This is a genomic window from Bradyrhizobium sp. Tv2a-2 (assembly GCF_000472425.1).
Taxonomy (GTDB): Bacteria; Pseudomonadota; Alphaproteobacteria; order Rhizobiales; family Xanthobacteraceae; genus Bradyrhizobium.
On sequence record NZ_AXAI01000008.1, the window covers coordinates 115,497 to 129,528 of the forward strand.

A 14,032-nucleotide genomic window follows, 5' to 3' on the forward strand; every position below is an offset into this window, starting at 1 on the left:
GCGCACCCCGGACACAGTTCGGGCGTCTCGGCCTCAATGGACCGGCGACGCCGGTGCCTGCTTTCCGCCGAGCGTTTCGCGAATCGCATTGACATAGTTGAGTGCCCGCTTTTCGCCGGCGAGCTCTGGACGGCAATCCGCCGGAGGCGCGAGCGTCGCGATCGCCGCCGAGCTGATGTATTTCGGTGGATAGAGATAGAATTCCATCAAGGGCAGTTGCTGGCTGTTGCTGCTGTTGCGCTTGAGAATATCGCGCGCAAGCTCCGCCGCCTCGGGATAGATGGCGCCCCAGCCCGCGAAGCTCGAGGACAATATCTCGAGCGACAGGATCGTGGTTGCGATTCGCGCAAAGCCTTCGTGGGATTTCTTGGCGCTGCGCGTCGTCGACGCCTTACGCAGAAATTGTCGCAGCTCGCGATGACGTTCGATGAAGGGCCCGAGCCTGGACTTCCACAATATATCGGGCAGGCAGGCGAAGCCGTGCACCTCGTGGTAGCTCTCGATCAGGTTGCGGCATTGCGCCAAGAGAATCTTGGGCAGGAAATCGAAATCCGGACTTGCCAGCGGCTCTGGCGTGCCCGTTTCGACTGCAACTTGCTTCTCAACTTCCATCGTCTTGCCTCGCCTGGAGCGAACGGGCTCCGAGGAGAAAGCTTAACGGCTCGCGCCATATATCTTCGATCGACGAGCTTCTCGATTTTCATAGCAAAAAAATATCGGATGACCTCGAGCGTATGACGGAAATGCAACACGTGTCGAGAAACTGTTGCAGTGCAGAGCAAGGTTATTGCCGAAAACGTCATGACTTTCGTCGTGCAAACGAGCAATTCGTTGAGCAGTTGATGATTGTGAGTGCAATCGAAGCTCGGCGCCGATTTCTGGCTATTTTTTTTTAAGGAAAGCGCGCGGCAAGCTGTATCGATTTTTCCCTGACCCAAAACGAGATTGCTCCCAAGCTCAATCAGAGCACGCGCTTCCATGAAGCGCTGTAACAGCAGCTTGGGGCAACACTATGAAGAAAGCTTTATTGGCGGGCGTATCGCTGATCGCGGTCGGAGCGATCGGCGGAGCATACGCGGATACACTTCCGCCAATGGGGAAAACTTACTGCGATCCCTACAAGAACTACTCCTGCCTCGATAGCTATCTGGGCGATGACTTTATCACCCGCTTCATCAACTACTATCGGTTGGAATGGGGCCATGAATCTGCGCCTTCGGATCCCAAGGCGCCGCCGTCCCGCCGCGCCTATTGGCCGACCACGCCGGAGTCGACGCCGCCGATGCCGTTCACCGAATGGCCCTATGGCGGCACCACGAGCCTTGGCGTGACGCGGTCGGGCTCAATCGACAGCCCACTGATGGCGGCGCTCGGCAACACTAGGCTCGGTCAGGAGATGGCCGACAACCACATCCAGGTCTATGGCTGGATCAATGGGGGCGGCAACCTCTCCAACAACACCGTGCGAGGTGGCAACGCGCCCGCCGCCTACGACTACAATCCGAACACGGTGCAACTCGATCAGGCCGTGGTCTATATCGAGCGCCTGCCCGATACGGTGCAAAAGGATCACGTCGACTGGGGCTTCCGCCTCGCGCCGATCTTCGGCGAGACCTATCGCTATACAACGGCCTACGGCCTGTGGAGCAACCAGCTCCTGAACCACAATTCGAACTACGGCTACGATCTACCGATGGCCTATGGCGAGGTGTTCGTTCCGCAGCTCGCGGAGGGCCTCATGATCAGGTTCGGGCGCTTCATCTCGATTCCAGACATCGAGGCCCAGCTTGCGCCAAACAACTACATGTACTCGCATTCGATGACTTACACGTTCGACAACTTCACCAACACCGGAATCCAACTGACGTTGGCGGCGACAAAGAACTGGTTAATTCAGGCAGGGCTGACCGCCGGAACCGAGTCGGTGCCATGGCATGTCGGCGCTACGATAGCCAATCCTTTCCCGAATCCGCTCTACCCCAACAGCACCATGCTGAAGGATCCGGGTGCGCAGCCGAGCGGCACCCTCGGTATTCGCTATACGACCGATAGCGGCAACGACAGTATCAACGTCATTGCAAACGGGATCAACAACGGCAATTGGGGTTACAACAACCTGAATTGGTATGGAGTGACCTACTATCACAGGTTCAATGATCAGTGGCATATCTCAATCGAGTCCTATGACCTCCATCAGAACAATGTGCTGAACCAGAATAACCCGGCTGCGCTCGCCGCATTCGCCGCAGGCGGCACGCCGTTCTCGCCGCAATACATGCCGTTCAACTCGCCGTTCCTGGCTCAGTGCAGCAACCCGGGTCTGTTCTCCTGCACGGCGGAATCCCGGTCGTTCCTCTGGTACCTGAACTATAGCCCGACCAAGCTCGACAACATCTCCTGGCGCTTCGAGTGGTTCGACGACGTCGAGGGCCAGCGCACCGGCACCAAGACTAACTACATCGAAACCGGCCTTGGCTGGCAGCACTGGTTCTCGCCGCAGATCGAGATCCGGCCGGAGTTCTCGTTCTATCGCTCGCTCAACGGCTTTGCGTTCAACGGCAACTCGAACCTCGGCATCGCACCGAACAAGAGCACCGCTCTGATCGGATCGGCTGACATCATCATCCACTTCTAAGGGCTGACACTCGCGGCTTGATCCGCCTGAAAGCAGACAATTCGACAGGGGCTAACAATGAAACGAAACCTTCTCGCAACCGTCGCGCTTGGCGCGCTGGCTCTGGGGACGCCGGCATCCGCCGCTGACCTCGCGCTCAAGGCGCCACCGCTTGCGCCGCCAGTCTATGACTGGAGTGGCTTCTACATCGGCGGCTTCGGCGGCTACGGCTTCGGTAACCAGAACGTCAACAACGCCGCGGGGCCAGTGGGCTTCAGGAACTTCACGGCAAACTTCGAGACGCATGGCCCGTTGGCCGGCGGCGAGGTCGGCTACAACTGGATGGTCGGACAGATCCTGTTCGGTATCGAGGGTGACGGCGCCTGGACCAACATCCAGGGCAACGACAATTTTGCCCTCGGCTGGAACGACGCCAACCATTTGAAGGCGGTCGGCAGTTTGCGGGTGCGCGGCGGCATCACCGTCGATCGGCTCCTGCTGTTCTTCACGGGCGGTTGGGCCATCGGGGATATCGACCACACCAATACCGATGCGTTCGGTGTTGTCGATACATTCTCCGCGCATCGCAGTGGCCTCGCGGCTGGTGGCGGCGTCGCCTATGCCATCACCAACAATGTGATCGGCAAGATCGAGTACCGTTATTACGACCTCGGCACCTATCACCGCGATGCGCCGACCAACGCTGTGCTTCCCTACACGGTCGCCAACACTTATTCGACTGTTCTGCTCGGCCTGGATTTCAAGTTCGGCGGCGGACCATTGGTTGCGAAATACTGAGGGGTGAATTGACGGCGCCCGCGGGAGTGGGCGCCGGTGCCGGCAGAGCTGCACTCGATGCCCCGGGTGCGGCAGTCGAAGGGGACCGAACGTGTTTGCAGGATCGTTGGTGCGGAGGATCGCCGTTCTTTCGGCAGTGGCAACCCTGTGCGCTACTGCTGCGGGATGTGCCGTCGATCTCGGATCGCAGGCGACCAGCAAGCCTCGCGGAGAGCTTCGGTACCAAGGGGGCCCGAAATATCCCATGTGGCGGGCTGAGGAATAGGATGGGGCGAATGAGCAGGCGTGGAATCAAGTGCAATGTTGCGCGTATTGGTTTCGTGGTGATTGCGTCGGGTTGCGCTGTCGCGAGCGTGCCAAGTCAGGGCGCGGTCAGGCACAAAAGGCCTGCCGCCTACCGTCACAACTGGAGCATCCAGCCGCGGGCCGCGCTGGCGTTGGTAGCCGAGCCGACGCATCCAGGGCCGATGCGCTATTACGGCGGCCCGAAGTCGCCGATATGGCGCCAGTAAGAGGCCGTCCGCGGCAAAATCGAGCGATGTGCAAAGAGTGCGGTTCGGCGCGAGAGCGGCGGACCTGTTGCTGCATTCGGGCCTGTTACGGCGCAGCGCGTGATTATGAAGATGCCATGTCGATTGGCGCAGTCGTCCGCCATCGGGAGCATCTGTGCGGCTAGCGCAACCATCGCAAGAAAACGAGAAAAATCATACGTGTGCGAACGTTAAACGGCGATTTGTAAGGTGCATGTAAGCGCAGTGAACTAAGACCGGCGGGTTGCGCTGCACAGCGTGGAACTACGATGACGCTGCGTCGTCGGTCGAACTGTCATCTGAGATTTGGAGCGGGCTGAAGTGAAGTCGTTCGCGGAGCTGTCCGGGCGCCAGAGGGTGGCGTTTGTGTCCCTGGTTCTTGTGGCCGGATCAGCGCTGATCTGGGGCAAGGGGCTCGTCAGTCATTCCGACGGCCGGGCGAGCAACAAGGAGGCGGGGCAGACGGTCTCCTCCAACGCAGAACGGCCGGCTCCGCACGGCGCGACCGAGGCATCGGTTGAGTTGTCGGAGAAGCAGACCGGAACGCTTCTCAAATTCGGGCCTGCGGGCTTCCGTGAATTCCAGGTTCTCAAGACTGCCGTCGGCACAATCGACTTCAACGAGAACATGCTGGTCCAGGTCTTCTCGCAATATCCGGGAAAGATCGTCAAGGCGTTCTACAACATCGGCGACGACGTGAAGCAGGGCGAAGTGTTGTTCACGATCGACAGCCCCGACCTGCTGCAAGCCGAATCCAACCTGCTGGCCGCCGCCGGCGTGCTCGAACTCCAGAAAAAGACGTTGGCGCGCCTGACCGGATTGTTGAAGGCCGGTGGCAGTGCGCAGAAGGACGTGGACCAGACGACGTCGGATGAGCAGACCGCGGAGGGCAACTTCAAGGCCGCAAAGGACGCCGTGCGCATCTTCGGCAAGACCGAAGCCGAGGTGGAGAAGATCCTCACGGACCGAAAGGTCGACTCGACGCTGATCGTTCCAAGCCCGATCACCGGCCGCGTCGTCGCGCGTAGCGCCGCACCGGGATTTCTGACCCAGCCGGGCAATGCGCCGGCGCCGTTCCAGATCGCCGACATCTCGACGATGTGGATGGTCGCCAATGTGATCGAGACCGACGCGCCGGCCTACAAGGTCGGGCAGCAGGTCGAGGTGACGGTGCCGGCCTATCCGGCCAAGGTGTTCAGGGGGCATGTGACGACGGTCGGTTCGATCATCGATCCGAACACGCGTCGGCAGCTCGTCCGCTCCGAGATCGACGACCCCGAGCATTTGCTGCGATCGGGCATGTATGCAAGCTTCGTCACGCGGATCGGCGACGCGACGCGCTCGCCCGCAGTCCCGGCGGAAGGCGTCGTCCGTGAGGGTGACGGCACGATGAGCGTGTGGGTGACGTCCGACAACCGGCACTTCCTCCAGCGGACCGTGCGCACCGGGATGCAGCAGGACGGCTGGGTGCAGATCCTCGACGGACTTCGTGAGGGCGAGACAGTGGTCACCGATGGGGCGGTGTTCCTGAGCAACAAATTGTTGCTGGGCGACGCCGGCTGACCTCGAGCTGGCGCGATGAAACTCAGGACTAACGGGCACAGTACGTGATCAAGTCTCTTCTCGTCTTCGGTCTGACGCGTAGCGCGATCATTGTGCTCGGGCTGATCGTGTTCTGCGCGGCGGGGCTCGTCGCCTTTACCAAGCTCAACATCGAGGCCTATCCGAATCCGGCACCCGTGATCCTCGAAATCACCGCTCAGGCCCCGGGCCTCTCCGCCGAGGAGATGGAGAAGTACTACACGATCCCAATGGAGGTCGGGCTTTACCCGACACCCGGCGTGGTCAATGTCCGTTCGACGTCGTTCTATGGATTGTCCTTCGTCCGGGTCACGTTTGCCTACGGCATCGACTATTATTTCGCGCTGACCCAGGCATCGATCAGCCTGCAACAGAACGTGACGCTGCCCGGCAACCTGGTCCCGACCATCCAGGCGTCAAGTCTCGTCGGCGAAATTTACCGCTATCAGATCGTTGGCCCTCCGCATTTCGGGCTCACCAATCTGCGGACGCTGCAGGACTACGTCGTCACCCGCCGGCTTCTGACCATTCCCGGCGTGGCGCAGATCAACAGCTGGGGCGGAACCACCAAGCAATTCGATGTCGACGCCGACCTGCAGAAGCTTGAGGCCTACAACATCACCGTGCCTCAGCTGATCAGCGCGCTTGGCAACGCCAACATCAATGTCGGCGGGCGCGAGATCTCGATCGGACAGCAATCGGTCAATATTCGCGGCATAGGACTGATCAACAGCGGCGGCGATGATGATGTGATGCAGGGCTACCACGTGCAGGACATTGAAAACATCGTCCTGACCCAATCCGGGGGGCTCCCGATCCAGGTCAAGAACGTGGCCAATGTTTCGGTCGGCTACGTGCCGCGCCTTGGCATAGCCGGTCGGGACAACGACGACGACGTCGTGGCGGCAATTGTGGTGATGAGGCGCCCCGAGCACACCAACGATGTCATCCCGAAAGTTGAAGCCGAGGTGCAACGCCTCAATTCCGACGGTAGCCTGCCGCCGGGCGTCAAGATCGTCTCCTATTACGACCGCTCATCGCTTGTTGGCGTAACCACCCACACGGTGCTGCACAACCTGATCTTCGGCTGCCTGCTCGTCTTCTTCATCCAGTGGATCTTTCTCGGCGATCTGCGCAGCGCGATCATCGTGGGGATCAATATCCCGTTTGCGCTTTTCTTTTCCATCATCATCCTGGTGCTGCGCGGCGAGGACGCCAATCTGCTGTCGCTCGGTGCGGTCGATTTCGGCATCATCGTCGATTCCGCGGTGATCATGATGGAAAACATCTATCGCAATTTCCAGTCGCCGGCGGATCATCGGCAGGCCCTGCTGCGTCAATTATCCGAGGGCTTTTGGGGGGCCGACCCGACCTCTGTCAACGGACCGACGACGGCGGGCCAGCGCTGGTCGGAGCGGTTGCGGCTGATCTTCGTCAGCGCCCTGCAGGTCGACAAGGCGGTGTTCTTCACCGCCGCGATCACCGTGACCGCGTTCCTGCCGCTCTTCACCATGCAGGGTGTCGAGGGCCAGATCTTCGGCCCGATGGCACGCACCTATGGCTACGCATTGGCCGGCGCGCTGATTGCCACCTTTACGGTCACGCCGGTGCTGGCGGCGTTGTTGCTTCCCCAGCATATCGAGGAAGTCGAGACGGTAATCGTGCGGGGCTTGCGCGCGGGCTATACGCCGGTGCTGCGCTGGGCGCTCTCCAATCTCAAGGCCGCCGTCACCGTGGGCGCGGTGTTCATGGTGCTGAGCGTCCTTGCCGCATCTCGGCTCGGCAGCGAGTTCCTGCCGGCCCTTGAGGAAGGCAATTTCTGGATCAGGGCTGCGATGCCGCCGACGCTGTCGTTGGAGGCGGGGACCGCGGCCACGCGCAAGATGCGCGAGATCCTGTTGCGGCATCCCGAGGTGCTGACAGTGGTGTCGCAGCACGGGCGGCCGGACAATGGCAGCGACGCTTCGCCCTTCTCGAATGTCGAGCTGTTCTGCCCGCTCAAGCCTTTCGACGAGTGGCCGGCCAACCTCACCAAGGAGCAATTGACGGAAGAGATCCAGAAGGAATTCGCAGCCGAGTTGCCCGGCATAGGGTTCAATTTCTCCCAGTACATCCAGGATAACGTCGAGGAGGCCCTGTCGGGCGTGAAGGGCGCCAATTCGATCAAGATCGTTGGTCCCAATCTCGAGACGCTCGAGCGGTTGGCGGATCAGGCAATGGGAGAGATGGCGAAGGTCCCGGGCGTCGCCGATCTTGGCATTTTCCACCTGGTGGGCCAGCCAAATCTCAACATCAGGATCAATCGCGACAAGGCGGCGCGATACGGCCTCAACACCGGCGACGTCAACACGGTTGTGCAGGCCGCGCTTGGCGGCACCAACGCCACGACGGTGCTCGAGGCGGACCGGCAGTTTGCGGTGACGGTCAGGCTGGATCCGAAATACCGCACCAGCGTCGACACCATCCGGACAGTCAAGGTTGCTTACCAGACGCCATCAGGCACAAATGGTTATGTGCCGCTTTCGGAGATCGCCAACATCACGCTCGATACCGGCGCCTCGTTCATCTATCGCGAGCGCAGCCAGCGCTACATTCCGATCAAATTCAGCGTGCGCGGACGGGATCTCGGCTCGACCGTCGCCGAGGCCCAGCAGCGGATCGCCAGCGCGATCAAGCTGCCGCAGGGATACCAGATCCTGTGGGCGGGAGAGTTCGACAATCTGCAGGCGGCGAAGCAGCGCCTGATGATCGTGGTACCGATCACGCTGCTATTGATCATGGTGCTGCTGTTCGGCCTGTTCAATTCGCTGCGCGATAGCCTGCTTGCGGTGGCCGGCATACCGTTTGCGATCGGCGGCGGGTTGATCGCGCTGTATCTTGCCGGCCTCGATTTCAGCGTCTCCGCGGCGATCGGATTCATCTCGCTGTTCGGCGTTGCCGTGATGGACGGGATTCTCAATATCACCTATTTCCGCGAGCTCCGGACCCAGGGTATGTCGGTGGCCGAAGCGGTGTCTCGCGGCGCCGAGCAGCGCATGCGCCCGATGCTGATGACGGCGCTGTCCGCGGGCGTCGGGCTGTTTCCTGCCGCAATCTCCCATGGCATCGGCAGCCAGGTGCAGCGGCCGCTCGCGACAGTGGTGGTCGGGGGAATGTTCATCGGACCGTTGTTGCTTTTGGTCGTGGCGCCGGCACTCCGCCGGATCTTTCTGGCGCGAGACGCGGAAGACTTGTCGAACGCCGCAGAGAATGGCGAGGTAGCAGCCGGCGAGTCCGAGGGGTAGCCGGAGCGATGCGTATGAATTGCGACAGCCGCAATGTCCCATCGTCGGCCGCCGTGACGGCGCCCGACGTGGGTTGTTCTCATGGCCGCGCCGGCGGCAGTATCGGTGTCGTGGTGGCCTGGGCCCTCGCTTTGTCCGGCTGCGTCGGACCGAACTTCGTGCCGCCCGCGGCGCCGGCGGTCGACGGCTATCTGCCCGGCAAGCTGGCATCGCCCGGTCCCAACTCGCCGAAGGTTCCGACCCAGCACTTCGTTACCGGGGAAGCCGTCTCGGCGCGCTGGTGGGCCGCATTTCGCTCCCAACCGCTCAACGACCTGATCCGGGACGCGGTCAATCACAGCCCGACCCTGCAATCGGCCGAGGCCGCAATCATGGTCGCGAAATACAACGCGCTGGCCCAACGCGGACTGTTCTTTCCTCAAGTCGGCGCCAATTACTCGCCCGCCATGCAGCAGATTTCCGGTGCCTCGCCGTCGGGTCCGGGCGGACAGTCGCCGGGCGTATTTTCCCTCCATACCGCGCAAGTGCTGGTCGGTTTCGTGCCTGATGTCTGGGGCGGCAACGTTCGGGCCGTCGAGAATCTCGACGCGCTGACCGAGGCGCAATTGTTCCAGCTCGAGGCCGCTTATCTGACGCTCACCAGCAACGTCGTCACCGCAGCGATTGAGGAGGCTTCGCTGCGCGGGCAGATCGGAGCAACAAAGCGCGTCATCGCCATCGAGCGACATCTGCTCGATATCCTCAAGCGCCAATTCGATGCAGGGCAGGCGGCAAAGGCGGATGTGCTGGCGCAGGAAGCGGCGCTTGCCGCCGCGGAGCAATTACTGCCGCCGCTGGAAAAGCAGCTCGCCCAACAGCGCGATCTCTTGACCGCGCTCGCCGGGCAACTGTCGTCCGACGAGGTCGCGCAAAAATTCGATCTTGCCCACCTCAAGCTGCCAGCCAACCTGCCGATTAGTCTGCCGAGCAAGCTGGTCGACCAGCGCCCCGACGTTCGAGCTGCGGAAGCCAACATGCATGCAGCGAGCGCCCAGATCGGAGTCGCGATCGCCGCTCGGCTGCCAAGCTTCACGATCAGCGGCAATGTCGGAGCTGCCGCATTCAGCATTTCCGAACTGTTCACGCCGGGGACCAACTTCTATGCCCTTGTCGGGAACGCAACCCAGCCGATTTTCGATGGCTTTACGCTCTACCACAAGCAGAAGGCCGCGGAAGCCGGACTCGACCAGGCCGAAGCGGAGTATCGTGCGACCGTCATCACGGCGTTCCAGAACGTCGCCGATGCCTTGCGAGCGTTGCAGGCCGATGCACGCGCCGTGCAAGCGGCCGTGCATGCGGAAGAGACCGCCAAGGCGAGCCTCGATATTGTGGAGAGCCAGCTCAACGCCGGCCAGGTCAATCAGCTCGCGGTGCTCAACGCCCAGCAGACTTATCTGACCGCGGTGGTCGCGAGCGTCCAGGCCGAGGCCAACCGACTATCAGATACGGCGGCGCTGTTCATGGCGCTGGGCGGCGGCTGGCCGACCAGCTGCATGACGCCGGTGTGGCGCGATTGCGCGATGGGGGAGGTGCCGAGCGAGCCGAAGCCGGCAAGCGAGCCCAAACCTGCAAGCAAGATCTGACATGATCGAAGGACGCCGGGCGTCAGTGACTCACGACACTCTTGCGGAATTGATTGAGCTTGCCAAAGCTAGCGCTGCGAGAAGCGTTGCAATCGACGGGCAGAGACGCAAGCGCGCGGGACGGGATCTAGCGTAATCCGGCAGCAGCGGCGAAAAGATATTTTTTGTTGATTTTTCTGAACTCATTTCATCATCCAGAATCAATCATGAGCAAGCAGCGGTGTGTTCGCGCAAGCAAGATACATACCGTTTTGCGTCTTGAAGACGTGGCTCAACCGGTGCCGAGGGGGAGGCGGGAAACGTAGATCGCAGTCTTCAACGCGATCACGCCGGCCAGCGCGCCGCACAGGAACAGGAATGTCAGCACGCGAAAGCAGATGCCTGCCAACCGCTTCCGGATTAGCCGCCCTCGGCGCGCATCGACCTTCGCGCCGAACGAATGGTGTCGATCATTGAGGAGCAGAGTCATGTTCTGGAAACTCGGAGCCGCCGAACGCGGCTCACAGGGCCTTGCCGATCCGTTGGCAAAGCTGGGCGACCTTGCGCATCAGCGGCGCGACGAAATTGACCAGCGGATTGCCGTCGTTCCTGACATCCAGCTCGAAGCGGCGGGCCGGAAATATTGTCGCGCAACCGGCTTCGCCGCCCTGCGACCGCGCGAACGAAAGGGCGGAGCTCTCAAGCAGAAAAATGCCGCCGATCGCGCCGTTACGCTCGCGGGCTACCCAGAAGCCCTGCATATTGCGGCCGATGAAGAAGGCGGGAATGGTCGCGCTGACGATATTGGGATCCAGGGGCGCGAATGTGAGGTCTGGTGATGCCGTTGTCGCCGCAGTCTGCGCGTCCTCTTGCGGCCCGGCTCGGCCCATCCGCTCGACTTCGGTTGCTGCGCGCGGCATCGCATTCTGGGCGGCGACGCTGCGCGCTACGCTGGAAGTCCGCGCCACGGGCTGCCTGGCGCCGACTGGCCTGTTGAAGGTGGTCGTGGCCATGACGGCCTCCTCACAAGTTTGATGTGAAGAATGGCGGCACGGTCATAGGAATGCGAGAGGTCCGCGGACGACATCACATAGGAACGGCATAAAGGCGGCACACAAAGTGCGGATCATCGTCGGATTGGCGCGGCTGTGGCTCACCCTCGCGCCGGATTGAAGCAAGTGTGATCGCAGATGCTCTGATCGTGCTTATCTGGTGTGAGGATGACGAGAAAGGATTAGCCATGAAACTTGCAACAATCGCGCTGATGACCGCATTTGCTCTCTCGAGCACGGCAGCTCTGGCGCAATCCGGCACTTTTGGACACTCGGGAACATCTGTTGGAACGGTCACGGCTCCGTCAGTGGGATCGTACTCTTGGCCGTCGGTCGGTACGACGAATGCAATTCCGACCTGGAGCAACACCACGCCGGCCGTACGCAGCGGTGTCGCCCCCAGAGCGCCGACAGTCGGTTCCGTACCGTCGAGCTCCAATCTTACCAGATAATCTGCCGCCGCAGCGAAACCTGCAAAATCCTTTCGGAATCAGCAAGAGGGATCAATGGCTTGCTGAAGCGGGAGGCACTGAGCGGTGCCGGGGCGAGACGATCATTTTGGAGCGCGCGGGCAGGTTTGAGAGTGTCCCGCAGAGCACATTCATAGATCTAACCGACGTGAACGGCCTGTGAAGGTCGACTTGATCGTGCAAAACACAATTATGCCATCTAGCCTTGGAAACTGATTCCATGATGCGGTCAGGAATCGGCCGGTCGACCAATACGATCTACACGATCTACCCCTGGCCCCTGAGGATGGGGGCCAAAAAGATGAAGATCTCGGGATGCCTGGAAAGGCGATCGCAGCAGCACCATGAACACGCCGAAACCGTGCAACGTCCTCATGCTATATCCGCTCTTCGTAGCGGAGTCCTTCTGGAGTTTTGCAGAGTCCTGCAAGCTGATGGGCGTTCGACGCCCCGCAGCCCCACTGGGGCTGATTACGGTCGCCGGGATGCTGCCCAAAAGCTGGACGGTTCGCCTTGTCGATTGCAATACTGCATCGATTGCGGATGACGATTTTGCCTGGGCTGACCTCGTTTTCACGGGCGGAATGTTGCCGCAACAGGCGCACACGTTGCAGTTGATCGAGCTTTGTCGGTCACGGAACAAGCCAGTGGTCGTCGGTGGCCCTGATCCCACATCGAGTCCGCACATCTACGCCGCGGCCGACTTTCAGGTGCTGGGCGAGGCCGAGGGCGTCATTGACGAATTCATAGAGTCCTGGGAGAGGGGCGCCAGATCGGGTGTCTTTACCGCGGCCAAGTTCCAGGCCGACGTCACGAAGACGCCGGTGCCGCGTTTCGATCTGCTCAAGTTTGAAGACTACCTGTATCTTGGTGTGCAGTATTCGCGCGGGTGCCCATTCACCTGCGAATTCTGCGATATCATCGAGCTTTATGGACGGGTGCCGCGGACCAAGACGGCCTCGCAGGTGCTCGCCGAACTCGATACGCTTTATGAGATGGGATATCGCGGCCATCTCGACTTCGTTGATGATAACTTCATCGGCAACAAGAAGTCGCTGAGACTCTTCCTGCCGGAACTAGCCGCCTGGCAACGCGCGCACGACTATCCGTTCGAGTTGTCAACAGAGGCTTCGGTCAATCTGGCCGATGATCCTGAACTCCTGGAAATGATGGCTGCGGCGAATTTTTTCTGCATCTTCGTCGGCATCGAAAGTCCGGACCCCGCGACTCTGGTCGCAATGAAGAAAAAGCAAAATACTCGGCGCAACATCGCTGAGAGCATTCACAAGATCTACAGCGCCGGGATGTTCGTCACCGCTGGGTTCATTGTGGGCTTCGACAGCGAAACTGTGTCCATCGCCGATGCAATGATCGAATTCATTGAGGAAGCGGCGATCCCCATCTGCATGGTTGGGCTGCTCTATGCCTTGCCGAACACCCAGCTAACGCGCCGTCTTGATCGGGAAGGTCGACTACACGTCAACCATGATTTTGCGGCAACCAGCGGCGGTGATCAGTGCTCGACCGGTATAAATTTTGATCCGGCGCGTCCGCTGCGTGATATCCTGACGGACTACAGAAAGATTCTGGAGAGCGTCTACGACCCTGCCAGCTACGCGAACCGTCTTGATCGATTGATGACGATGCTCGACCGCTCAAGACAACGTCGCGAACTGCCTGTCGGCGATCTTCGCAACAAGGTACGGGCGTTGGAGACGGTACATCGTGTCGTCAGCGATATCCCCGAGGCGCACGGTCCGTTTTGGCGATCTTTTCTCAATTGTGCAAAGCGCGACTCGTCATCGGCACGCATCGCTGTAGCCATGATTGCGGCCTATGCCCATCTAGGGCCTTTCTCACGCAGGGTCATCAAGGCAATCGATGATCGTCTGGCCGCGTTGGATGAGCAGACATCGAATTCAACGGCCCCCGACGCCAGGATGGTCAAGAAAACGGCCGAGCGACGCTGAGGGGTCCTGGATTCTGAGTGCGGCTAACTCGCCAAGCACAGAGTGCGTCAGAACGCGCGGTCAGCAATTGTACCTGTGTTCGTGCCCGATAGAACCGTTGCTGTTCACCGTCTGCGCCGTTTTGCCGGCGCT

Annotated in this window: 10 protein-coding genes; 7 read left to right on the forward strand and 3 right to left on the reverse strand. The window is 60.7% G+C overall.

The window, feature by feature from the left end; all coding sequences use genetic code 11:
- Positions 1-33 precede the first annotated feature (33 nt).
- Positions 34-612, reverse strand: coding sequence for a hypothetical protein (locus A3AI_RS0117975; RefSeq protein ID WP_024516924.1), 579 nt, complete (start codon positions 610-612; stop codon positions 34-36).
- A 481-nt stretch (positions 613-1,093) separates the two neighbouring features.
- On the opposite strand from A3AI_RS0117975, the gene A3AI_RS45330 reads away from it, so the two are divergent.
- The 6 genes from A3AI_RS45330 (at position 1,094) to A3AI_RS0118005 (ending at position 10,429) form a co-directional block, all read left to right on the forward strand.
- Complete coding sequence (locus A3AI_RS45330; RefSeq protein ID WP_245286915.1) at positions 1,094-2,635, forward strand: outer membrane beta-barrel protein; 1,542 nt, start codon at positions 1,094-1,096, stop codon at positions 2,633-2,635.
- 57 nt (positions 2,636-2,692) lie between these two features.
- Positions 2,693-3,412 (forward strand): outer membrane protein, encoded by a 720-nt coding sequence (locus tag A3AI_RS0117985; RefSeq protein WP_024516926.1) that lies wholly within the window; start codon positions 2,693-2,695, stop codon positions 3,410-3,412.
- A gap of 275 nt (positions 3,413-3,687) precedes the next feature.
- Positions 3,688-3,924, forward strand: a complete 237-nt coding sequence (locus tag A3AI_RS42975) for a hypothetical protein (RefSeq protein WP_036048684.1) — start codon at positions 3,688-3,690, stop codon at positions 3,922-3,924.
- Between the two features lie 339 nt (positions 3,925-4,263).
- Positions 4,264-5,505, forward strand: a complete 1,242-nt coding sequence (locus tag A3AI_RS0117995) for an efflux RND transporter periplasmic adaptor subunit (RefSeq protein ID WP_024516928.1) — start codon at positions 4,264-4,266, stop codon at positions 5,503-5,505.
- Between the two features lie 44 nt (positions 5,506-5,549).
- On the forward strand, positions 5,550-8,807 hold the full coding sequence (locus A3AI_RS0118000) for an efflux RND transporter permease subunit (RefSeq protein ID WP_024516929.1): 3,258 nt from the start codon (positions 5,550-5,552) through the stop codon (positions 8,805-8,807).
- Positions 8,808-8,821: 14 nt separating this feature from the next.
- A complete protein-coding gene (locus A3AI_RS0118005) occupies positions 8,822-10,429 on the forward strand; it encodes an efflux transporter outer membrane subunit (protein ID WP_084800959.1) in 1,608 nt (535 codons plus the stop codon).
- A 271-nt stretch (positions 10,430-10,700) separates the two neighbouring features.
- Here A3AI_RS0118005 and A3AI_RS0118010 read toward each other — a convergent pair whose 3' ends face one another.
- Together A3AI_RS0118010 and A3AI_RS45335 are read right to left on the reverse strand one after the other, a co-directional pair.
- On the reverse strand, positions 10,701-10,898 hold the full coding sequence (locus A3AI_RS0118010; protein WP_024516931.1) for a hypothetical protein: 198 nt from the start codon (positions 10,896-10,898) through the stop codon (positions 10,701-10,703).
- 31 nt (positions 10,899-10,929) lie between these two features.
- Complete coding sequence (locus A3AI_RS45335) at positions 10,930-11,421, reverse strand: hypothetical protein (protein ID WP_024516932.1); 492 nt, start codon at positions 11,419-11,421, stop codon at positions 10,930-10,932.
- An 853-nt stretch (positions 11,422-12,274) separates the two neighbouring features.
- On the opposite strand from A3AI_RS45335, the gene A3AI_RS0118020 reads away from it, so the two are divergent.
- Positions 12,275-13,900: a B12-binding domain-containing radical SAM protein gene (locus A3AI_RS0118020; protein WP_024516933.1), complete on the forward strand. Its 1,626-nt coding sequence runs from the start codon at positions 12,275-12,277 to the stop codon at positions 13,898-13,900.
- Positions 13,901-14,032 lie beyond the last annotated feature (132 nt).

Excerpts from the sequence above, each read along its gene's own strand:
- A3AI_RS0118020 (WP_024516933.1), top strand. The coding sequence starts at position 12,275 with ATGAACACGCCGAAACCGTGCAACGTCCTCATGCTATATCCGCTCTTC.
- A3AI_RS0118005 (WP_084800959.1), top strand. The coding sequence starts at position 8,822 with ATGAATTGCGACAGCCGCAATGTCCCATCGTCGGCCGCCGTGACGGCG.
- A3AI_RS0117975 (WP_024516924.1), bottom strand. The coding sequence starts at position 612 with ATGGAAGTTGAGAAGCAAGTTGCAGTCGAAACGGGCACGCCAGAGCCG.
- A3AI_RS45330 (WP_245286915.1), top strand. The coding sequence starts at position 1,094 with ATGGGGAAAACTTACTGCGATCCCTACAAGAACTACTCCTGCCTCGAT.
- A3AI_RS45335 (WP_024516932.1), bottom strand. The coding sequence starts at position 11,421 with ATGGCCACGACCACCTTCAACAGGCCAGTCGGCGCCAGGCAGCCCGTG.
- A3AI_RS0117985 (WP_024516926.1), top strand. The coding sequence starts at position 2,693 with ATGAAACGAAACCTTCTCGCAACCGTCGCGCTTGGCGCGCTGGCTCTG.
- A3AI_RS42975 (WP_036048684.1), top strand. The coding sequence starts at position 3,688 with ATGAGCAGGCGTGGAATCAAGTGCAATGTTGCGCGTATTGGTTTCGTG.
- A3AI_RS0118010 (WP_024516931.1), bottom strand. The coding sequence starts at position 10,898 with ATGACTCTGCTCCTCAATGATCGACACCATTCGTTCGGCGCGAAGGTC.